Genomic DNA, 20,154 nt, shown 5'->3' on the forward strand with positions numbered 1-20,154 from the left:
GGCACAGCCCGCGAGTGCGGCGAGGCGTCGGCGGTCCGTCCGAAGGGGTGTTCCTGTGCTGGAGTTCGTGAGCACCCCCGCCGAGGGGCTTCCCCCGCTCGACATGGCGGCGTACGCCTACCTGTTGGGGCCCGAGGTCGCCGCCGTCATCTACGTGCCGGCCGTGACCGTCCAAGAGGTCGACATCGACGGCTCGCTGGTCGAAAACGACGTGCTCCTGAAGCAGGCCCGGCGCATCGGATGGGTCCCGACGGACGACTTCGCCGGATGGGCAGAGCCGTCACCCGGGTGGTCGGCCACCCTGAGCGGGAACTCCTTCACGGTCCGGCAGCCCGACAACCTGTTCTGGTACGACGGTTCCCTACCCGCCTCAGCCCAGTGGCGCGACACCGCGCGGGCGCTGGGCCGTGTCTTCCACTTCACCGCCACACACGGCGATGCGCCCCGCGTGATCGAGCAGATCGGCAGCGCCCAGGCCCTGGCCATCGTCACCCCGTACGCGGAGCCGACCGGCTGAACGGCGTCCCGGTGCCCCGCAATCGCCCTGCCGGTCTATCCGTTGCCCTGGCCCAGATTGAGGGCGGGAATGAGAACCTCGGCCGCCGCGCAGTCCTGGCACGCCTGAGCGCCCGGGCGCATCAGCGCGTCCAGAGCCTCCAGCGCTCCCATCTCGACGCCGCCTCCCACCGCCTCACGACAGGCGGCGTCATGGACCACGGTGCCGCCGCGGCGTGAAGGAGCGGGTCGGACGACCCAGCCGGACGGCTCGGGCGCAGACAGCGTGCTCGGGTCGCGCCGCGTGGGGATCTGCGAGAGGTCCACTCCGTCGATCGGCTGCAACTGGCGGTCGGTGACCCACACCGAGTACTCGGCGGCGGCGACGCCATCCTCCGTGGCGACCCACGAGGGCACGCCGATGCGGAACCTCCACGGATGCCCTCGGGCGGCCCGGAACCTCTCGTACAGGCGTACCTCCATGGTCTGCTTGTCGGGGAGAACCAGCATGATCCGTGCGTGCGGGTGCGCGGCGCGCTCGCTCACCGTTCCCGTCTACGCCCCGGCGGCCGACTCCAGCGCCCTGACCTGTCGCCGGAGCTCCTCGCGCCGGGCCGGGCCGGCCGGGTCCGACCAGTACGGGTGCCAGAAGATGCGGACGGACAGGCGCAACAGCCGGCGGCGCTGCGCCGTGGTGTGCGCCCCTACCGGGTCGTCCGCCAGGGCGGCGTAGGCGCGATGCCAGGCGATCTGGGCCTGGAGGAGGTCGTGGGGGAAGGGAAGCGGCTCCATACCCACAATTGCATCATATGTTCGATTACCGTGTCTCTCGGCTGGTCAGGGCCGTCACAAGGCGGGTACGGCCTCGGCTGCGGGCGGGCGCGGCGCAGTTCCGGTCCGCCGGCGGGTGTGTGTTCGCTACCGTGTCGGACCATGACCGTGCTGATCATCGGTGGCAGCGGATTCCTGGGATCCGAACTGGTCCGTCAGGCCGCTGCTGCGGGCCTGGAGACGGCCGCGACTTTCGCCTCCCGGCCCGGCGAAGCATCCGCCGCTGCTTGGCACCAGCTCGACCTGCGCGAGCCCGCGAACATCGCGCGGGTGATGGCCGACGTGGCCCCCTCGGTGGTCGTCAACGCGTCGAGCGGCAAGTCCGACTGGGCGGTCACCGCCGACGGTGCGGTCCGGGTGGCGCTGGCCGCGGCGGAGCGAGGCTGCCGGCTGGTCCACGTCTCCAGCGACGCGGTGTTCTCCGGTTCGGCCGACCGCTACGACGAGAGCCGCCTGCCCGACCCGCTTACCCCGTACGGCGCGGCGAAGGCCGCCGCCGAGACGGCGGTGCGGCTGGTGGCGCCGGGCGCTGCCGTCGCCCGTACCTCTCTGATCATCGGACAGGGCCGGTCCGAGCACGAACGCATGGTGCACGGCCTGGCGGCGGGCACGCGTGCGGGGGTCTTGTTCAGTGACGACATCCGGTGCCCGGTACATGTCGAGGATCTGGCCGCCGCCCTGTGGGAGGTCGCGCTGTCCGACGCGGCCGGTGTGTTCCATCTCGCCGGTCCGGACGCCGTGAGCCGCCACGGCCTGGGGGGTGCTCATCGCCCACTGCCAAGGGCTCGACGCCGGGCGGCTGCCGGCCGGACGGCGAGCCGACACCTCCTTGCCCGGCCCCCTGGACGTACGCCTCGACAGCCGTGCGACGCAGGAGCGGCTGCGGACCCGGCTCCGCGGCGCCCGCGAGTTCCTCGGCGGGGCCGGCAGTGCCGACACCGCGGCCGCGGTGGCTGCCATCTGAGCGTGCGCGGGCGAAGGGCGGCCTGATCGCGTAGGACGGAAGGGTGCACCTGTCGCCCCCGCTCCAGCCGATGCTGGCCCGCTCCGTGGAAGGGCTGCCCTCTCCCGGGGCGTCCGGACGCCTGGTCTACGAGCAGAAGGTCGACGGTTTCCGGGCCCTGGTCTTCGCGCGGCCCGCGCCCTTCATCCAGTCCCGGCGCGGTGCGGATCTGGGACCGGCGTTCCCGGAGATCATGCGGGCCGCCTCCGAGCTCGGCGTCGAGGCTGTCCTGGACGCCGAACTCGTGGTCTGGGCGGGCAGGGGACTCGACTTCACGGCCCTGCAGCAGCGGGCACGGCGCCGCGGACCGTCGGCGGAGCGGGCCGCGGCCACGAGCCCGGCCCACCTGGTCGTCTTCGACCTGCTCGAGCTGTCCGGCACCGTCTTGATGGACCAGCCCCTGGCGCGGCGCAGGGCCCTGTTGGAGGAGCTGTTCACCACCCGGCGGCTGTCCGCTCCGTGGGCGCTGTCCCCCCAGACCACCGACCAGGACGTCGCCCGGACGTGGCTGGACCCGGCCTGGGGGGCGGTGGGCGTCGAAGGCGCGATGATCAAGGACTTCGGCGGCCGGTACCGTCCGGGTGATCGCGGCTGGCTGAAGGCGCGTTCGCGGACCACGGCCGAAGGGATCATCGCCGCGGTCACCGGAACGGTACGTGCGCCCCAGACTCTCCTGCTCGGTTCTCCCGACCCGGCCGGCACCGGCCGGCTGCGCCTGATCGCCCGCTCCACTCCGCTGTCGCGCAGCGCCTCGGCACAGCTGGGCGCGGCACTTCACCCGGCCGGGCCCGACCACCCGTGGCGCGGCCTTCGCTTCTCCGCCGGCTGGGGAACCTCCGAGCCGCTGGCCTTCCGCCCCGTCGTGCCCGAGCTCGTCGCTGAGTTCACCGGCGACACCGCCGTCGACGGGGGCCGCTACCGGCATCCGGTGCGCTACCTGCGCGTTCGTGAGGACATGGCGCCGTCCGACGTACACACATAACCCGACTTCGGCCGCAACGCCGCCGTGCACGTGCAAGTTCCGGCAACTTCCTGGCGCTGGTGGGCGGCGCCCCCTCACACTGGCGCCATGTCCGTACGCGTCTTCCGACACGTCCACCGCGAACGCAGTCACCGGACCCTGGACGGATCCACCGCTCTCCCGGAGATTGAGGCCGCCCGCCTGGAGGCGATGCTCGAAGCCGTGGCCATCAGCAGGGGCCTGCCCGCCGAGAAGGGACCAGACCTCTACGCCGCATGGGTGGAAGCCGAGCAGCCGACCGGCTGCACGTGCGGGACGTGCACCGTCGTACGGACCGCGCTCGAGATCGAACAAGCGCGCCTGGACGTGGGCGCCTACCGCGACACGGAAGGGTTCTGGGTCTTCCCCCAGGGCCTCCCGGACGGTGAGACGTATCGAGGCAACTACCAGAGCGCGCCGGGCGTCTGGGTGCGCATGCCCGGCTGACCGCGTCGGACCTGTTGCCTCCGATGCCCGTCTCGGCGAGGTACGCCTGTCGGGGCATTCCCAAGCGTCGCTCCGGCCGACCGATGCCGTCGCGACTCGCTCGTCTAGGGTCGGTGTCGACCGGCAGCGGGCCATGGGGGTCCGGCCCGCCGGGTGCAAGGAGTCCGTGATGTCCCTGCTCAGCGTCGCCGCTTCCTGTGCCATCGGCGCGATAGTCGGCGCAGCAGCCAGGCCGCTGGTGTTCGCCCGGTCGGTCCCCGCTCCCGCGCGCTCACGCCGCGACTGCCCGAACTGCACCAGTAAGCTCCTCGGCCCGCGGCGGCTCCCCGCGCTGCCGCCGTCGGGGCGCTGCCCGACGTGCGGAGAGAGGATCGGGCCGCCGCCGGGCTCGGTGGAGCTGCTGGGCGCCGTGGCGTTCGCGGTAATCGCCGCCGGCGGCGCGAGCGGGTGGGTGGCCGCCGCCCAGTACTGGCTCGCCGCCTGCGGAATCGCCCTCACGATGATCGACCTTGCCGTGCAGCGGCTTCCCGACGTCCTGAGTCTTCCGGCCGCCGCGGGGACGCTTCTGCTGCTCACGGGAGCGGCTGTGGCAGGCGAGCAGGGCGGGATCGCCCGCGCGGTAGCCGCAGCAACCCTCGTCACCGCAGTCTTCCTTCTCCTGTCGCTGTTCGCGGGCATGGGCCTGGGCGATGTGAAGTTGGCTCCCGCCATCGGCGCGCTCCTGGGCTGGACCAGCTGGCAGACGGTCTTGTGGGGAACCGCCGCGGGCTTCGCCGTCGGCGCTGTGTGTGCCGTGGCGCTGCTGCTGACCGGGCGGGGCCGGCGTGAGCAGGTCGCCTACGGTCCGTTCATGCTGCTCGGGGCGTTGGGCGTGTCCGTACTCGTCTCCTGAACGCCTCCATACATCCGCGCCCTGACAGCCGCGACCGCATGCCCGCCAGCACGCCGCCGTCGTGGCCGGCGGCCTCATGCACGCCTGGTCGCCGGCGCAGTCCGGTCCGGCGCCTCGATGTCGGCGAGCTGCTGTCGCACGTAGTCGCCGAGCCGGCGCAGCGAGGCGGCGGGCATGTCGAGGAGATCCCCTGCCCCTCCCCGGGAACAGGGGTACAGATCGATGCCCTGCGACTTCAGCTCCCGCAGGGCTGCGAGGCTGCCGATCCGCTGCACGACCCTCTCGCACGCGGCGTCGGTGAGCACCGCGTCGGCCGGGAAGCCCGCCAGATGGGAGCTGAGCTCACTCTGTTCTTGTGGAGTCAGAACACGGGAACCCGCATGCTCGGCGAACGAGGTGAACCACGCGGGCGCCGGCCCGGACGCCCGCTCGAGGTCGACGCCCGCCTGGAACAGTGCCGTCCGGAGGCGAGCAGCCCGGAAGACGACCGCCGGGTCAACGGTGGCCGGAGCCCCGTCGCGGAGTGCCTCGGGCACGCGCGGCGGCCGGGCGACAGGCGTCAACGGGCGGGTGCGGCGGCGTCGGTTGAACATGTCTGCTTCCTGTCGCGCGTACGGCTGAAGGAGCGCACGGCGAAGTACTCCGCGTGAGAAGCCGGACACGAGCATCAGAGCTCGTAACACGATCATGGTGAGGTGCGGTCTAACCTTGCTGGGGTGTCCTCCGTCGCTCTTATCGCCTCTTCGCACTCATCGGCGTCTGCTGCCCTCGTCTACGCGGCGCTCGTGGATGCGGAGTCTTGGCCGTCTTGGTCGGCCTACGCCGACGTCGAGTGGGATGTTCCCGCAGGTGTCGACCGGCCGGCACGCGTGGGGGACATACGTACCATCCGCACGAGCACGGGGCGGGCGTGCTGCCGCGAGCGCGTCGTTGAGATGGTTCCCGACCAGCGGTTCAGCTACGAACAGGCGGCAGGACTGTTCACATCTCATCGAGGATCTGTCGACCTGGCCCGAGCCGCTCATGGGGGTACAGACATCACCTGGTCGGTGACCTACCGGCACTCCCTGCCTCTTGTGGACATGCTCAGGAGACGGCGACTGCAGGTGTGGGCTCAAGATCTCGCGTCGTACGCCAACTCGATCGTGAGCCGCAACTCCTAGAAGTGCTGAGCGCGTTCATGATCCAATCTTGTTGAGGCGTCTCCAGCAGATGACGCTACAGCCCAATGAGACGAAGGCGTCGTGGAGTTCTGTGCGCCGTTCCCATCGGACGGCGAGGCGTTTGAACTGGTGGAGCAGGGCAAAAGTCTGCTCGACGACGTAGCGGAGCTTGCCCAGGCCCTTGATGTTCGGGGCGCCCCTGCGGGAGATGACCGGCAGGATCCTGCGGCGTCGTAGTTCCCGGCGTACGGACTTCGAGTCGTACGCCTTGTCGCCCAAGAGAGACTCGGGGCGTCGGCGTGGTCGGCCGGGTCGGCCAGGGACGGGCGGGATGCCGTCCACCAGATTGAGGGTCTGGGTGATGTCGTTGACGTTCGCCGCGGTGGTGATGACGAGCAGCGGGGTGCCGCGTCCGTCGCAGATTAGGTGGTGTTTGCTGCCCGTTTTCCGCCGGTCGACCGGTGACGGGCCGGTGTCGGCGCCCCCTTTTTCGCGCGGACGTGGGAACCGTCCACGCACGCACGTGACCAATCGAGTTCGCCAGCGGCGTTCAGCTCTGCGAGCAAGAGCCGGTGGATCCGGTCGAAGACTCCCGCTTTCTGCCACCGCTCCAGGCGGCGCCAGCAGGTCTGTCCCGAGCCGAATCCGAGCTCCAGGGGCAGGAGTTGCCAGGCTATATCGTTGCAGAGGACGAACAGGATGCCCTGGAGGCAGAGCCGGTCCGGCACCGGTCGCGGACCCGGTGACCGCTCCGGCCACGGCGGCAGCAACGGCTCGACCAGAGCCCACAACTCATCGTCCACGATCCACGGTCGAGTACCCACGCCCTCACGAACAGCCGAATCGTCACACCGGTTACGCCCCGCCAGCCAAGGTCACCAAGATCGTGTTACGAGCTCTCAGGTGAATCGCAGCGTGTCCCGCTCCGCCGGGTCCGTCACACCTGGTGCGCGGACCAAGCGCAATGCACCACGGATTATTCAAAAATGCGCTGCTGAATTCTATGCATCGCCCACGGAGGTAACAGGGTCCCCCGGAGCTGTCCGGCCATCGCCTCCGATATTCCGGAAACGCAATTTCCTGAAGAACCTGATCAGGAACTTATCCCTCAGGCGCATCCCCTTCAGGAAGAACCTGAGCCTGGCGTACGCGGGGTGGGCCGAAGAAGTATCGGAGATCACTGAGGCAAGGCCCTGCTCGCGGCCCTCACCTCATCCTGCCGACCGACCGCCAGGAGTACCCGTGCGCGCCATCCCCTGGACGCCGCCACACCCTGGGCCGTCCCTTCTCCCCTTCTCCAGGAGCACCCACGTGAAAATCGCCCGCGCAGCCGCCGTGTCCGCTCTGACCGCCTCCACCATCCTCGGTGGGAGCCTCGCCTTGGCCGGCCCGGCGCAGGCGGCGACCACCACTCACTGCAAGACCAGCACGAAGAGCTTCAACCTGCCTGGCAAGCCCGACGTGAAGGTCAGCGTCAACATCTGCATCAAGTACACCGGATCCAGCGGCGGATACCGCTACTACAAGGCGTGGGTGAACAAGGCGTCCTGGACCGGCAACTCCTTCTACACGGGGGGCAAACGCTTCAACGACTTCTCCATCCTGATGCGCGCCGAGCACGGATCGACCAAGGTCGAGAACTGCAGCTATGGGATCTGCGAGGAGCGCACGATCAGCGGTGAAGTCAACAACTCCAACAGCGGATCGAAGACCTTTGCCACCGGCGCCAGCGGATACGGAGAGGCATACGTGAAGACCAAGAACAAGTCCTGGACCGCTGACGCCACCGCCTATGTCGACATCGCCGACGACGGCAAGGGAGCCAAGGCATGGGGCCTGAGCGGAACTTCCGCCGTCTCCTGATACTCGAGAGTCCCCGTCACTTCACCAACCGGAATTCGGATTTCCTGCAAGCGGACTTCCTGATGACCGGATTCCGGAAGGTCAACTGACGGAAGAAACAGCACCTGGCTACCCCGACCGCCCTCGACGAAGATCGACAGCGGAACAGGACGCGGAGTGTCGTGTTCCTGAGTCCCCAGCCCCGCCCGTCCTCCAGTCCGGCATACGCGGTCCGCAGGGCTCGACGCGCCTGTCGGCCAACGACGACACCAGGAAGAGCGCACATGAACACTCTCACCCGCCGCATAGCCACCGCCACCACCGCCGGCACACTGCTCCTCGGCGGGGCCGTCGCCACGGCATCGACCGCCAGCGCCGCCACCACCTCCAAGACCTGCACCCACTCGGCGAAGATCAACACCTACGTCGACGCGACCGTGATGTTCCGCACCGGTCCCGGCACGGGCTACACCGCCAAGGGCCAGCTCTCGAAGAACACCCCGATCTACTACGCCTGCTACAAGGGCAACTGGGGCTACGTCAAGCCGTCCTCCGGTGCCCACAAGGGCGAGACCGGGTGGGTCTCCCGCAGCTACATCAGCATCCCCATGCAACTCGACTGAGCACCCGGACCACGCAGCCCCACCCCTGCCGACCCGCAACCGCGGGCAGAACCCGCGAAGACGACCCGCCCCGCCGACGGCGCCCCCACGGCGTCCCCAGAGCTCCCGGCTGTCACCCCGTACAGCCCGGGACGGCGCCACGGCGGCCCGGCCCCTCTCGGACCCCGGGCCGCCGTGAGCGACGCTCAACCGCCCGCTTCCGGGGGTCACCGACCGATTGCCCCGGCACCACCACCAGCAGCCTGGGCGACCGAACCCTCCCGCCAAACCGGAACAACGACGGCCAGGGCCACTCCACCTACGACGTCAGCACTTCGCCTGCCGTCTGAGACCTGCCCTCACCGCCGCCGGCCGCGCCGTCCCAGCCGCAGTCGCGCGCCCCGCGCTCGGTCCGGGCCACCCGCGTTCCGGACCGCGACGCTGTCCCCTCACCGCGCCCCGCCGTCGAAGGACTGTGATGACCTCTTCCATGATCCGTACTTCCCGGCTTGAGGAGGTCCTCGGCGCGACCCGGGCCCAATCGCGGGCGGCCCTCGCGGTCTACCTGCCAGCCGGGTACCCGACGCTCGACCAGAGCCTGGATATCTTTCGACTGCTGGCCACCTCCGCGGACGTGATCGAGGTGGGTCTGCCGTTCTCGGACCCGATGATGGACGGACCGTCCATCCAGCACGCGAACGCCCAGGCGCTCCAGGCCGGCTTCCGCATCGAGGACGTGTTCACCACGATCCGCGAGCTGGCAGCCGTCTCCACCGCCGCACTCCTGGTCATGACCTACTGGCAGCCCGTCCACCGGTACGGACCCGAGCGCTTCGCCCGCCGCCTGGCCGCCGCGGGCGGAGCCGCGGCCATCATCCCGGACCTGCCCGTTGAGGAAGCCACTGACTGGCTGCGAGCCGCACGAGGACACGGCCTGAACACCGTATTCGTCGTCGCTCCCAACGTCACCGATCAACGCCTGGCCCGAGTGTGCGCCGCCGGCAGCGGCATGATCTACGCGCCCGCCACCGCGGGCGTCACAGGAACGCAGGGCCCTCTCCACCCCGGACTTCACACCTTCGTCGACCGCCTGCGCGGCATCACACCGCTCCCCATCGGAGTCGGAATCGGCGTCTCCACCCCGGAACAAGCGGCGATCGCCAGCTCTTTCGCAGATGCCGTCATCGTCGGCTCCGCCTTCATCCGCGCCATCGAAGCCAAACCCGGACCAGCCGGCACCATCGAGGCCGCCACCCTCGCCAGGAACCTTGCCCACGGGCTCCGCAACCCCCTGCAGTCCGCAGCCTGAAACCTGCAGCCGCCCGGCACGGCGCAGTGCCGGCGAAAGATCATTCCGGGCATCCCAGCACGTCCCGACACGACTCACTCCAGGTTTCGGCGACCCGGACGGGGAACACCCCACCTACCGGGCAGTAGACCCCTAAGGTTCCGCCCAGCGCCCTAAACTGCCGAACCCGCTCAGAACGAGCGCACCCAGGAGCGGACCGCATGCTCGCGATGCGACCAGCCAGACCAGAGGACCGCCGCGCCCTCGAAACGATGATCCGCGCCCGGTCGGACTGGATGAAGGACAACAAACTCGCCAACTGGCGCAGTTGGGGAAAGCACGTCGACGAGCTGGCAGCCAACTGCGCCAGCTGCTACGGCGACATGTGGATACTCACCGAGGACGACGACAAGATCGTCGGATGCACCACGATCCTGAGGACCGCTGCTCCTTGGGCCTGGACAGCAAAAGAGGCCGATGAGCCTGCCCTCTACCTCAACGCCACCGTGACAGACCCAGCCGAACGTCACCGTAAGCTCGGAACACTCATCGCCAGCTGGGCCGTCGACCGCGCCGCCCGGGAAAACCTCAGCGGCGTCCGCCGCGACTGCACCTCCCCCGCTCTCGCCAAGTACTACGAAGGACAGCAGTTCAAGATCGTTCGCCAGGTCTCCCAGCGTGGTGGCTACACCATCTTCGCTCTGGAGCGCCGAGCTGAGCCGCTTCCGGGGTTGGCCAACTGGTTCAACGGAGACGGCCTCGGTGGAACATCAACTCACGCAATGCGGAATGGCGTTCTCAAAAGTCACAGGAGCGAGTGTCAGCCGACCGCAATCCAAGCTCCTGCGTCGGCCAACATTCTTGCCTAATGGAGTCGTCACCGGGGACCGCGGGGGCCTCCGCGCCCGGACTCCGCGTAGAGGGTGAACAGAGTGGGGATGCACACGTCGACGGCTGGCCTCAGTGCCCATGAGGCCAGCCGCCGCTCCCGGGAAACCTTCGTCTACGCCAGCAGGTAGTCCAGGTCTCCGGCGATCGCGCCGTCGATGAGAGCCTTCACTTCTGCCTTCGAGTACACCTGCGGCTCCTGGTCCCGGCGGAATGTGTCCCGCGTAAGAATCCAGTCGCCGGAGCGGCCGAACTCGAAACAGTTGTCATTTCCGCCGGTGAAGGAGGTCGTCTTCCACTCGACCGTAGTGAGGTCAAGCTCGGCAGCGGTGGGCTTAAAGGGCGCGTTGGTTCCAGCAGGGGACGTGCTGCTCACTGATGTAGCTCCTTGATCACTTTCTCGATGCGATTGACAGCTTCCGTGGGCGGAAGCGCTTTCTGCCAGAGGCCGTTGAATGCCTCGTTATAGGGCTCCACGTGCTTTCGATCCTCGAAGTACATGGAGTGAGCCAGGTTCTCGACCCAGACCACGCTCGGATTGGGCGCGGGAAAGTCCATGATCATGAACGACCCGTACAAGCCAGCGTGGCAACCGGTCTCCAGGGGGAGAAGCCGGACCGAGACCGTCTCGTGCTCTGCCATGTCGAGCAGTCTCTCCATCTGGCGTTTCATGAGGTCCGGCGGACCCACGGGACGCCGCAAGGCTGCCTCATCGATCACGGCTTCGAAAACGGCCCCGTCCGCCCCGATGAGGCGCTCCTGGCGCTTCATCCGTACGCTGACAAGGGCTCGAACTTCCCCGGCGGTGAGGTCTGGGCGCATCGCGCGGATCACCGCCTCGGCGTACTCGGCCGTTTGTAGGAGGCCGGTCACCAGAGCGAGTTCGTAGGCCTTCAGCTTCCGCGCGCTCCGCTCGAGACGAAGGTACCCGCCGATCTGAGTGCTGTTCAGCAGGGCCCTGTGCCGCGGATGGGGATCTTCCTCAACGAGATCGGCTCTCACGAGCTCAAGGATCTGGAGGCGACTGACGGGCGTCACCAGGCCGGCGTACGCCTTGTCGAGGAGGTCTTGGACTAGCTTCTCAGTGGTGGCGCGCTTCGCTCGTTCGATCCGGCTCAGGTGCCCATGGTGGACGCCGACCAGCTGTCCTACCTCTACCAGGGTGAGGCCGGATTCGGTACGCAAGTCCCTCAGCCGAACGCCGAGTTCTCTGCGGAAGACCGAAGCCGGCACGTCATTCGTCGGCGCCATGGCCGTCAGTGTGCCGCCTGGCCAGCTCGGGAACAACCTTTCTGGGCTCAATGTGTCCAGACACATTGCCTGGGATGGCCGTTAGCGGCATCCTGGCTACGTCACGACGCGTGCTGCCGCGGTAGCACCTCGTGGCATATGCCCCGCTCAGGGCAGAAGCCCCGAGCACGGGCACTCCTCGAGGGTGGATTGCCGCATCGTCACCGACGGCGCGGTCAGGGAAGGAGGCCGTCATCATGTCACGTACGGATACTGCCCCCACCCTGTTCCGTGTCCTGTGTCAGCAGCGGCGATGGACCACGTGGGAGACCTTCGCTATCCACTTCGACAAAGCGGCGGCTTCCGTCGTACGGACCCAGCCAGCGGCGAGACCGAGGCCCGTCACCGTTGCGCGACGTACGTTCGATCGCTGGTTCACGGGGACATGGCGTGGTCTACCTCGCGCGGATACCTGCTACGTACTTGAGCAGCTCTTCGGTTTTCCGGCGGAGGACCTCTTCCGGCCCGCACCGGTCGTGCTGCGCCCCCCGGCGGCGCCAGCAGGGCCTGAGCAGATCCGGGCGGCCCAGAGCATCGAGACCCGATGGGCCACATCCCGTCTGTCGCTGACCACAGCCGGGGCCAGCGGATGGGACACATGGGAGCTCGACGGGCGACACGTGTTTGACGGGACCTCGCTCGCAGTCCACCTCCAAGCCGCGGACTCCCTCGACAACGGTGTCCGGCTGCCACCTTCGGACCCCGATCAGCTAAGAGAGTTCTTGCGCCCGGTGCGGCGTGGCCTCGTGCTCGGCACCCGGACTGCTGACGCAGGACATCAGGTATTCGTACTCGACGCTCCGTCCGCCCGAAGTCAGATCCGAAGCGGACTCGGCGCTGCAACTACGCCTCTGGTCATCCCCGGCGCTCATCAGCTCGACGATCTGACGTACGGAATCATCTGGGCCATCGCGAACATCGACGATGCCCTCCTGGCCGACGATCAACTGCTTCACGCCGAGCACGACGCGCTCAACGCCTACCTCGAACTCCCTCGGACCGCGCCAAGCCGTGCCTCAATCCCGGGCCTGACCTCCGTCGGCGCCGCTTGGATCGGCTCCTACTTCTGTTACCGACACATCACCCGGCACCTTGCTGACGCCTCGGCCCTTCCCGTCTTCTGGACCCGCGAGCAGTACGGCGAGTCCTCAGTGGGGTGGCTCCTCTGGTCCCACAAGCACCATTACCTGCGCGACATCGAAGACCGCTTCGCCAGCCGAACGGCACGGGGGGTAACCCGCGCGTTCTGTTTGCCTGAAGCAGTGGTCAAGGACAGCGAGCCGTACGAACTCATCCTGCTTTTCCTCTCGATCGCCCTCATGGAGATGCACCGCGTCAACGTTCACGTCAGCGACGAGCCAGAAATGACAGCTGTCGACGGGTTCGTACTCGTTCCAGGCCAGCGTGCCGTCATCGCCAACTGGATCCGAGCCGAGGGAATCTGGCAGGCCACTACAACCAGCAGCCATGCCATGATGCGCGACTATGCCGACGCTGTTGGACAGGCAGCACAGCACAGCGTGGCACCCGGCACGACTCCGCCCGAGCGTCTCCAGGCCTTGGCTTCGTACCTCGGGCTCGACTGGGTCTGGCTGACGCGCCGATGCCGCGAGCTGGGCGAGCGGGGCATCGCAAGCATGATCCGACCACGGAGCCGGCTGATCGCCCTCGACGAATTCGAATCGACCCTTCGCTTTGTCGGAGAGCTGGCGACCTCCTAGCCCCCCATCCCCCTCGAAAGGCGCCGCTTCGTGTCGCACCCTCCGACAGTCCACCTGTTCGCCCTCGGCGGCACCATCGCCATGGCGTCCGCCGACGAAACGCAGGGCGTGAAGCCCCAACTCGGCGCGGCGGACCTCCTAACGGCGGTTCCAGGACTCTCCGGCCTGGATGCAACCCTCAGCTTCACCGACGTCACAAAGAAGCCTGGGGCTTCGCTATCCGTCGACGACATCGCGGCACTCGCTCAGATAATCGCCCAGCACGAGCGAAATGGCGTTTCCGGGTTCGTCGTGACGCAGGGGACCGACACCATTGAGGAAACGGCTTATCTACTAGACCTCCTCCATACCGGCCAGGCGCCCGTGGTCGTCACGGGGGCAATGCGAAACCCCTCTATTTCTGGCGCTGACGGCCCGGCGAATCTGCTGGCTGCCGTTCAAACAGCCGCCAGCGAGGCCAGCCGTGGAATGGGATGCCTCGTGGTGTTCTCAGATCAAATCCACGCGGCCAGATTCGTGCGCAAGGGGCACGCAACCGCCCCGGGAGCGTTCGCGTCGCCCCAGGCCGGGCCCATCGGGTTCATCGTCGAAGGCGCCCCTCGCCTCCTCCTGACCCCTCCTCCCCAGCAGCACATTCCGCTGCCCCTTCTCCGGCCGGCGCGCGTCGCCCTCATCACCGCGGTCCTTGGGGATGACGGAGAGCTACTTCAAGGTCTCGGCGACCGCTTCGACGGCGCGGTCATCGCTGCGTTCGGCGCAGGACACGTACCAGAAACCTGGGCCGAACCACTGGGGAAGATCGCCGAGCAAATCCCCGTCGTGTTCGCGTCACGCACCGGGGCAGGGAGCACCGCCCGCAACACCTATGGGTTCGCCGGGTCGGAACGCGACCTGCTGCACCGCGGACTGATCGCCGCCGGTGACCTCGACCCGTACAAAGCGCGGCTTCTTTTGCTCGCTCACCTCCGCGTCGGCACCGACCGCAAGGGCATCGCCGCCGCCTTCGCCTGACCGGCCCACCGGGAGTAAACGACCTCATGCACGCCACCCCACTGACCATCGGCCGGACCTTCGGTGTCGCCCTCGATGATGAAGACGACTTCCTCGCGCAACTTGGGGCTTTTTGTGCCGAGTACGGGATCCGCTCCGCGTACATCCCCATGTTTCTCGGCGGCTTCCACTCCGTGCAGCTCGTCGGCACCTGTGATCCGATCGCCGACCCCAGCGCGCCCGTATGGGCCGCCACGGAATACACCACGCTGGAAGCGCTCGGCAGCGGAACAATCGCCTGGGACGAGGAAACCAACGCCCTAGCCCCTCACATCCACGTCGCGGTCGGCCTCAAGGGCCAGGCTGCGGCGGGCAGGACAAGCCATCTCCTCGGAGGGCGGGTGCAGTTCATTTCGGAGCTGTTCGTCGTGGAAGTCGTCGAACCAGTCATGACCAGGCCCAAGCTCGGCCCCCATAAGGTGCCCACCTTGCGGTTCAGCCAGCCCTCCAGCCCAGCCGCGATCCAGTAACGGAGTGCCTGCAATGCCGGCGCGCACCACCAACTTCCGCGCCACTGTGCAACAGCGGCGCTGGACGTACGAGGCGTTCTGCATCCAGTGGAAGCGCGCCTGCGAGGAGCTGGCTGAGCGGGATAAGGATCCACGGCTCGCCACCGTCCCGATGTCGCGCCGCACCTTCGACCGATGGATGAAGGGCGATCTCACCGAGCGGGGCCCGCGCCCAGACACCGCACGAGTCCTCGAGTACCTCTTCGGCATGCCCATGGGCCAGATCTTCGCCCAGTCCCACGAGGGCCCTCCCGACCATCCGGCCGGCCAACTCCCCGTCGGCGAGCCGGAACGAGCCGAAGCCATCCGCCGAAGGCTCGAAGGAACTCTGACCAGCGGCCATATAAGCGAAGCCGGCCTTACCTCGTGGGAAGAAACTGTGGCCTGGCACGGCCGGGCCACCAGGTTCCGACCCGAGGGCGACCTCCTGCGGGACTTACGGCACGACGTCGACGCGCTCAGCAGAGCACTCGACCAGCGGCAGTCACTCGGCGCCATGCACCGACTTACACGGTTCTCCGCACAGATGGCCGGCCTCATGAGCTTGGTCCTGGTGCGCCAAGGCGACGATCACAATGCGAACGCCTGGTTGCGCGTCGCCCGGATCGCGGCGGACGAAGCCGGCGACAACGACGTCCGAGCCTGGATCTTCGCCGAATACGCGTACGCCCTCTTCTACAGCGGTGATCTCACCGGAGCGGCACGCGCCGCGCGCCGCGCTCAGGTCATCAGTGCTCAGACCACCGTCGGCGCCGCCCTGGCCGCTCCGCTGGAAGCTCGGGCGCACGCCGTCATGGGAGACCGCCAGGAAGCCGAGGCTGCCCTTGGCCGAGCGGAGGACGCTCTGGCACACCTGCACGGGGACGACATCGCAGAGTCGGCGTTCGGCTACTCCGAGGCCCAACTACGCTTCCACGAAGGCAATGCACTCACCCACCTGGGCCAGACGGACCGCGCCCGGGAAGCACAGCAGCGAGCTCTCCACCTCTACCCGGCGGATGAACATCTCGACCGGGCCCTGATCGAGCTGGATACCGCCATGTGCCTGCTCCTGGACGGTGAGCCGGCGGCAGCCGCTGACCGTACGGCAGAGACCCTTCAAAAGCTCCCGGAACAGCACCGCTCCGGGATTATCTTGACCAGGGCCTGCCAACTCGAAGGACAGCTAGCCACCATCCCCGGCCTTCCCCAACCCGCCCGGGAACTCCGTGACGTGCTCGCTCCCCTCCAGCCGAACACAGCTCCAACACCCGAACGGAAGGCTCCATGAGCGAACTCACTGTGACCCGCGCAGAGTCAGCCGACGTCCCATGTATCGCGGTACTCGTAGCGGACATCGAGCAGTACTACGGCGGCGCTGTCGAAGGCGAGCTACCCGACCGCATCACCCGACTGCGGGACATGCTGTTCGGAGAGCACCGTGCCGCCTCCATCCTCCTGGCACGAATCGGCGCCGATGTGGTCGGAATGGCGTCCTTCTCACTACTCTGGCCAGCCGCCGGTGACAGCCACTCGCTTTACCTCAAGGAGTTGTTCGTACGGGAGCCCCACCGCCGCAAGGGAGTGGCGAAGGCCTTGATGGCCCAGCTTCACGAGGTCGCCGTCCATCTGGGATGCAGCCGGATCGAATGGACCACCGACCGCGATAACCCCGATGCACAGAAGTTCTACGAGGCACTGGGTGCGACACCGCAGGACACCAAGATTTTCTACCGTCAGGCCGTCACCCCCGGCACGACTTAGACATAGCCGCCGGATGTCGCCTTCGGGACGCCCTTCGACCACGGCGTGGGGCGCGGCCCCAGAGGGTGAGTCACCGGCCGCGCTCCGCTCCACCGGCCAGGACCAGGAGGAAACGACAGGTGACCGTGCGTACCAGCTACTTCCGTGTACTCGTCCAGGAACGCCGCTGGACCTACGAAGCCCTGTGCATTCAGTGGAAGAGAGCGCGCGCGGAGCTGGCCGAGAAGGACGGCGACCCGCGGCTGACCGGTGTCGACCTCCCGCGCCGGACCTTCGACCGGTGGATGAAGGGCGAACTCAGCGAGCGAGGTCCGCGTCCGGACGCCGCCCGCGTCCTGGAGCACCTGTTCGGCATGACCACGGCGGACCTCTTCGGACCACCCCCGGACCGCAACACCGCCCACCCACCGACTACCGCCGCCACCCCCATTCTCACCGGTGGTGGATGGGAGAGCCCCGGTGAGATTCTCCTGCAGGCGCAGGAACTGACAACCAGTAACACCGATCCCGCCTTGCTGAATCTGGCGTCGGAGTCGATCGAGAGCATCGTCCAGCGCTACGAGGACCAGGGCCCCCAGCAACTCGCCGGCGAAACGCGGCTGCTCCGGAGGATGGTGCGCACCCTCCTTCTGGGCCGGCAGAGCTCCGGGCAACGACAGCAGCTCTTCGAGCTGGCGGCCCGCTCGTCGGGGCTGCTGGCGTACATGGCCGTCAACGCCGGCCGCGCCGACGTAGCCGAGGCATTCTGCGTGGAGGCCGAAGGATTCGCCGACCAGGCCGGCGACGTGGGCGCGAAAATGTGGGTTCTGGGCACCCGGGCCCTGAACCTCTACTACCTCGGCGACTACGCCGCCTCCGACGCTGCGGCCGCCCAGGGAATCGCACTGTCTCCCCAGAGCCCGCAGGCGATCAGGCTCTGGGTGAACGGCCGCGCCCGCGCTCTCGCCCGCCAGGGCGACGCCCGCGGAACTGTACGAGCGATCGGACGGGCACTGGACCTGAGCGATCAGCAGCAGCACCTTCCCGGCGGTGTCACCTCCTGCATCTCCTTCGAGGCGTACAGCCCCGCGCGTACGCTCGCCAACGCCGTCACCGCGCATTTGTCGACCGGGGACGTCGCCAGGGTCCTTGAGTACGCCGGGCAGATCGAGGACCTGGTCGAGCAGTCACCATCGCAGTGGACCCGGACGCTGGTGTCCCTCGACGTCGCAACCGCGTTGCTGCGGCAGGACCGACCCGACCTGGAGCAGGCGTTGTCGCTGGGCACCCGAGCCCTTCACACCAGCGGCAGCGCGCCCATCCAGTCGGTGTGGCAGCGCGCTACCGAGCTTCTCCAGCACACGGGGAAGTGGCGGGCGGAGCCCGTCGTGCGCGACTATGCCAGTGAACTGGAGGCCCTGAACTACCAGCCGGCCGTCCAGGCGGAACCTGACCCGCGGCCGTGACGGCCCGAGCCACCAAGGAGACCTCTGGTGATGACCTCGCTGATCGAGGACAGCAGGGCTTTCCCCGCGGCGCCGCCTCCCGATCTGAACGATCCCCGGAAAATCACCTCGAACGACTGGGACGCCTTCCGGGCCGTGGAGATGATGACCAACCACTGGGATCGGCCCGGATGGCCCCCGGGTCACAAGGCCTACTACTGGATGCTGGCCTTCCCCAAGGAACAGGAGCTGATCGCCCAGGCACGCTCGTGCCAGCAGGCCCTGGCCGATCTGGACATGGACGAGGTGCCCCCCGACGGTCTCCACATCACCATGAACAAGATTGCTAGCTGCGCGGACGTCAAGCCCGCCGCAGTGGACGCCTTGGTCCAGCTAGCAGACGGCACGCTTGGCGATGGGTTCGAGATCCGCGCGGAGCCCATGGCTGGATCCACCGGGGCAATCCGGTTCAGCGTCACGCCCTGGACACCGCTGGTGGAGCTGCACGCCGCCTTGCATCGCGCGGGACTGCGCGCCGGCGTCCCCGGCGGAAAGCCAAGCAGCCGCTTCCGCCCCCACCTCGGAATTCTCTACAACAACCGGGCCCGTGCCGCCTCACCAGTGATCGACGCCGTGGCCCCCCTGCGGGGCCGTCCCTCCGTCACGCTCTCGATCGCGCGGGTCGACCTGGTCGAACTGCGCCGGGAAGGGCGTACGTACCGATGGCGTGTCCTGCACAGCCTCGGCCTGCCGGACCAGTCCCTCGCCCGCTGACTCCATCGGCGCAGCTCGTACGACGGATGAGGGCGCCGGGAAGTCGGCACCCCCATCCGTCGGCTCAGCTGTGCTGCGCTACCCGTACGCTCCGGGCCTTGAGCGCGATCTCCGCGGCTTCCACGTGTGGGCTGGACCTGGCGGTGACGGCCGCCCCGACCGGCAGCCACACCCGGTCTTCCCGCTGGAAGACGCTGCGCAGCAGCTGCGACCACTGGAGGCTGCCGTCCGGTGCCGCACACCCGACCAGGCCGTAGTACGGCCCGCGGGGGAACTGCTCCAGCCTCGCAATCTCGGACAGCCCGTCCGAGGGCGAGGCGCCGGTGGGCAACACGCCCAGCAGAACCCTGGCCGGATCGCTTCCGGGCTTGGGCTCCACCGTCAGCCGGGTCATTCCGTGGACCAGTTCCTCGAGGCACAGGAACTCCGGCGGCCCCGCGCTCACGCTGGCGAAGTGGCTGTACGCGGCCAGCAGCGAGTCGATGGACGATCGGTGCTCTTCGACGAGACGAAGGTCCCAGTCCGCCAGCCGCTGCCCGCCAGAGCTGTGGCCGGATGTGCCGGACAGCTTGTGACTGGTGAACCGATCCAGCGAGCCATCGACGAGGAGCTCCGGGCTGGTCCCTGCGAACTCCAGCCCACCGTGGTGACAGTAGAACGAGCGCGACACCCCATGGGAGTCGTCCTGCCCTGCCGTCATGGTGGACACCATGTCCACCGGTCCGCTCCAGACGTGCCGCGTCGCGACCGTCAACCGACGGCCTGGCACCTGCTCCACCCACCCCAAGGCGCCGTCGACCATGACGCGAAAGCGATCAACGGTCTCGTCTGCGAGCGGAGGCGGGGAACCCGCCTTCATCTCACGCAGCCCTCCCTGCGGCAGGCGCACCGGACGGGATGCCGACGAAGCACTGCCGTCGTCCTTGACCACCAGGACGGACTCGGGGATGAACAGCAGCACCTCCGGATCAGGTCCGACGGCCAGCGTGCTGTACCGGCTGTGGTGTGCCCCGAACCCGATGTACCCCATGACCCACTGGCCATTGGCCGCGTCGAAGAAGGTCTGGAGCCCATCGAGCAGGGACTCTGGCGTTGTGGGGGGGGGGGGGCGGGGGGGGGGGGGGGGCCAACCCCAGCCACCCCCCCCCCCCCACCACCCCCCCCCCCCCGGCCCCCCCCCCCCCCCCCCCAC

General features: G+C 68.2%; 23 protein-coding genes and 1 pseudogene. 17 read left to right on the forward strand and 7 right to left on the reverse strand.

Annotated elements, in window-relative coordinates:
- Positions 1 to 55: 55 nt before the first annotated feature.
- Positions 56 to 517 (forward strand): hypothetical protein, encoded by a 462-nt coding sequence (locus tag ACFV6H_RS29065; protein ID WP_385547896.1) that lies wholly within the window; start codon positions 56 to 58, stop codon positions 515 to 517.
- Between the two features lie 35 nt (positions 518 to 552).
- On the opposite strand, the gene ACFV6H_RS29070 is transcribed toward ACFV6H_RS29065, so the two are convergent.
- Both ACFV6H_RS29070 and ACFV6H_RS29075 read right to left on the reverse strand, forming a co-directional pair.
- The gene (locus ACFV6H_RS29070) at positions 553 to 1,005 is read right to left on the reverse strand and encodes a DUF6233 domain-containing protein (protein ID WP_385547899.1); all 453 of its coding nucleotides are present in this window, start codon (positions 1,003 to 1,005) and stop codon (positions 553 to 555) included.
- A gap of 45 nt (positions 1,006 to 1,050) precedes the next feature.
- The gene (locus ACFV6H_RS29075; RefSeq protein ID WP_385547901.1) at positions 1,051 to 1,287 is read right to left on the reverse strand and encodes a hypothetical protein; all 237 of its coding nucleotides are present in this window, start codon (positions 1,285 to 1,287) and stop codon (positions 1,051 to 1,053) included.
- 141 nt (positions 1,288 to 1,428) lie between these two features.
- On the opposite strand from ACFV6H_RS29075, the pseudogene ACFV6H_RS29080 reads away from it, so the two are divergent.
- From ACFV6H_RS29080 to ACFV6H_RS29095, 4 genes and pseudogenes are all read left to right on the forward strand, one after another.
- Positions 1,429 to 2,290, forward strand: a pseudogene (locus ACFV6H_RS29080) (SDR family oxidoreductase).
- A 43-nt stretch (positions 2,291 to 2,333) separates the two neighbouring features.
- Positions 2,334 to 3,311, forward strand: a complete 978-nt coding sequence (locus tag ACFV6H_RS29085; RefSeq protein ID WP_385547904.1) for an ATP-dependent DNA ligase — start codon at positions 2,334 to 2,336, stop codon at positions 3,309 to 3,311.
- Between the two features lie 87 nt (positions 3,312 to 3,398).
- Complete coding sequence (locus tag ACFV6H_RS29090; protein WP_385547907.1) at positions 3,399 to 3,776, forward strand: hypothetical protein; 378 nt, start codon at positions 3,399 to 3,401, stop codon at positions 3,774 to 3,776.
- Between the two features lie 169 nt (positions 3,777 to 3,945).
- Complete coding sequence (locus ACFV6H_RS29095; RefSeq protein ID WP_385547910.1) at positions 3,946 to 4,668, forward strand: prepilin peptidase; 723 nt, start codon at positions 3,946 to 3,948, stop codon at positions 4,666 to 4,668.
- A 74-nt stretch (positions 4,669 to 4,742) separates the two neighbouring features.
- On the opposite strand, the gene ACFV6H_RS29100 is transcribed toward ACFV6H_RS29095, so the two are convergent.
- Complete coding sequence (locus ACFV6H_RS29100; protein WP_385547913.1) at positions 4,743 to 5,261, reverse strand: hypothetical protein; 519 nt, start codon at positions 5,259 to 5,261, stop codon at positions 4,743 to 4,745.
- A gap of 123 nt (positions 5,262 to 5,384) precedes the next feature.
- Here ACFV6H_RS29100 and ACFV6H_RS29105 point away from each other — a divergent pair, with 123 nt between their 5' ends.
- Entirely contained in the window at positions 5,385 to 5,831 is a 447-nt protein-coding gene (locus ACFV6H_RS29105; RefSeq protein WP_385547916.1) for an SRPBCC family protein, read from the forward strand.
- A gap of 15 nt (positions 5,832 to 5,846) precedes the next feature.
- On the opposite strand, the gene ACFV6H_RS29110 is transcribed toward ACFV6H_RS29105, so the two are convergent.
- Positions 5,847 to 6,655, reverse strand: a protein-coding gene (locus ACFV6H_RS29110; RefSeq protein ID WP_385547919.1) for an IS5 family transposase whose coding sequence is annotated in 2 segments (ribosomal slippage) — positions 5,847 to 6,335 and positions 6,338 to 6,655 — 807 coding nt in all. Because the reading frame shifts where the segments join, the coding sequence is not laid out codon by codon here.
- Between the two features lie 487 nt (positions 6,656 to 7,142).
- Between ACFV6H_RS29110 and ACFV6H_RS29115 the strand changes: the two genes are divergently transcribed.
- The 4 genes from ACFV6H_RS29115 (at position 7,143) to ACFV6H_RS29130 (ending at position 10,432) form a co-directional block, all read left to right on the forward strand.
- Complete coding sequence (locus ACFV6H_RS29115; protein WP_385547922.1) at positions 7,143 to 7,694, forward strand: hypothetical protein; 552 nt, start codon at positions 7,143 to 7,145, stop codon at positions 7,692 to 7,694.
- Positions 7,695 to 7,957: 263 nt separating this feature from the next.
- Positions 7,958 to 8,296 carry an SH3 domain-containing protein gene (locus ACFV6H_RS29120; protein WP_385547925.1) on the forward strand — a complete coding sequence of 113 codons (339 nt, stop codon included), beginning with the start codon at positions 7,958 to 7,960 and terminating at the stop codon, positions 8,294 to 8,296.
- Between the two features lie 469 nt (positions 8,297 to 8,765).
- The gene (gene trpA, locus ACFV6H_RS29125) at positions 8,766 to 9,584 is read left to right on the forward strand and encodes a tryptophan synthase subunit alpha (protein WP_385547929.1); all 819 of its coding nucleotides are present in this window, start codon (positions 8,766 to 8,768) and stop codon (positions 9,582 to 9,584) included.
- Positions 9,585 to 9,784: 200 nt separating this feature from the next.
- On the forward strand, positions 9,785 to 10,432 hold the full coding sequence (locus tag ACFV6H_RS29130) for a GNAT family N-acetyltransferase (RefSeq protein WP_385547932.1): 648 nt from the start codon (positions 9,785 to 9,787) through the stop codon (positions 10,430 to 10,432).
- 134 nt (positions 10,433 to 10,566) lie between these two features.
- Here the strand turns inward: ACFV6H_RS29130 and ACFV6H_RS29135 are convergent, their stop codons facing one another.
- A complete protein-coding gene (locus ACFV6H_RS29135; RefSeq protein WP_385547935.1) occupies positions 10,567 to 10,827 on the reverse strand; it encodes a DUF397 domain-containing protein in 261 nt (86 codons plus the stop codon).
- On the reverse strand, positions 10,824 to 11,702 hold the full coding sequence (locus ACFV6H_RS29140; protein WP_385547938.1) for a helix-turn-helix domain-containing protein: 879 nt from the start codon (positions 11,700 to 11,702) through the stop codon (positions 10,824 to 10,826). The genes ACFV6H_RS29135 and ACFV6H_RS29140 overlap by 4 nt, the downstream gene beginning before the upstream one ends.
- A gap of 236 nt (positions 11,703 to 11,938) precedes the next feature.
- Here ACFV6H_RS29140 and ACFV6H_RS29145 point away from each other — a divergent pair, with 236 nt between their 5' ends.
- The 7 genes from ACFV6H_RS29145 (at position 11,939) to ACFV6H_RS29175 (ending at position 18,962) form a co-directional block, all read left to right on the forward strand.
- Positions 11,939 to 13,462 (forward strand): transcriptional regulator, XRE family protein, encoded by a 1,524-nt coding sequence (locus tag ACFV6H_RS29145; RefSeq protein ID WP_385547941.1) that lies wholly within the window; start codon positions 11,939 to 11,941, stop codon positions 13,460 to 13,462.
- 30 nt (positions 13,463 to 13,492) lie between these two features.
- The gene (locus ACFV6H_RS29150; RefSeq protein WP_385547944.1) at positions 13,493 to 14,473 is read left to right on the forward strand and encodes an asparaginase; all 981 of its coding nucleotides are present in this window, start codon (positions 13,493 to 13,495) and stop codon (positions 14,471 to 14,473) included.
- A gap of 26 nt (positions 14,474 to 14,499) precedes the next feature.
- The gene (locus tag ACFV6H_RS29155; protein ID WP_385547947.1) at positions 14,500 to 14,982 is read left to right on the forward strand and encodes a PPC domain-containing DNA-binding protein; all 483 of its coding nucleotides are present in this window, start codon (positions 14,500 to 14,502) and stop codon (positions 14,980 to 14,982) included.
- Positions 14,983 to 14,995: 13 nt separating this feature from the next.
- Positions 14,996 to 16,291, forward strand: coding sequence for an XRE family transcriptional regulator (locus tag ACFV6H_RS29160; RefSeq protein ID WP_385547950.1), 1,296 nt, complete (start codon positions 14,996 to 14,998; stop codon positions 16,289 to 16,291).
- The gene (locus ACFV6H_RS29165; RefSeq protein ID WP_385547953.1) at positions 16,288 to 16,764 is read left to right on the forward strand and encodes a GNAT family N-acetyltransferase; all 477 of its coding nucleotides are present in this window, start codon (positions 16,288 to 16,290) and stop codon (positions 16,762 to 16,764) included. The genes ACFV6H_RS29160 and ACFV6H_RS29165 overlap by 4 nt, the downstream gene beginning before the upstream one ends.
- A 119-nt stretch (positions 16,765 to 16,883) precedes the next feature.
- Complete coding sequence (locus ACFV6H_RS29170; RefSeq protein ID WP_385547956.1) at positions 16,884 to 18,209, forward strand: hypothetical protein; 1,326 nt, start codon at positions 16,884 to 16,886, stop codon at positions 18,207 to 18,209.
- Positions 18,210 to 18,239: 30 nt separating this feature from the next.
- The gene (locus ACFV6H_RS29175; protein WP_385547959.1) at positions 18,240 to 18,962 is read left to right on the forward strand and encodes a 2'-5' RNA ligase family protein; all 723 of its coding nucleotides are present in this window, start codon (positions 18,240 to 18,242) and stop codon (positions 18,960 to 18,962) included.
- Between the two features lie 64 nt (positions 18,963 to 19,026).
- On the opposite strand, the gene ACFV6H_RS29180 is transcribed toward ACFV6H_RS29175, so the two are convergent.
- Positions 19,027 to 19,923, reverse strand: coding sequence for a chorismate-binding protein (locus tag ACFV6H_RS29180; protein WP_385547962.1), 897 nt, complete (start codon positions 19,921 to 19,923; stop codon positions 19,027 to 19,029).
- Between the last annotated feature and the right edge of the window lie 231 nt (positions 19,924 to 20,154).

It is taken from the genome of Streptomyces sp. NPDC059743 (genome assembly GCF_042732975.1).
In the GTDB taxonomy this organism is placed as follows: Bacteria; Actinomycetota; Actinomycetes; order Streptomycetales; family Streptomycetaceae; genus Streptomyces.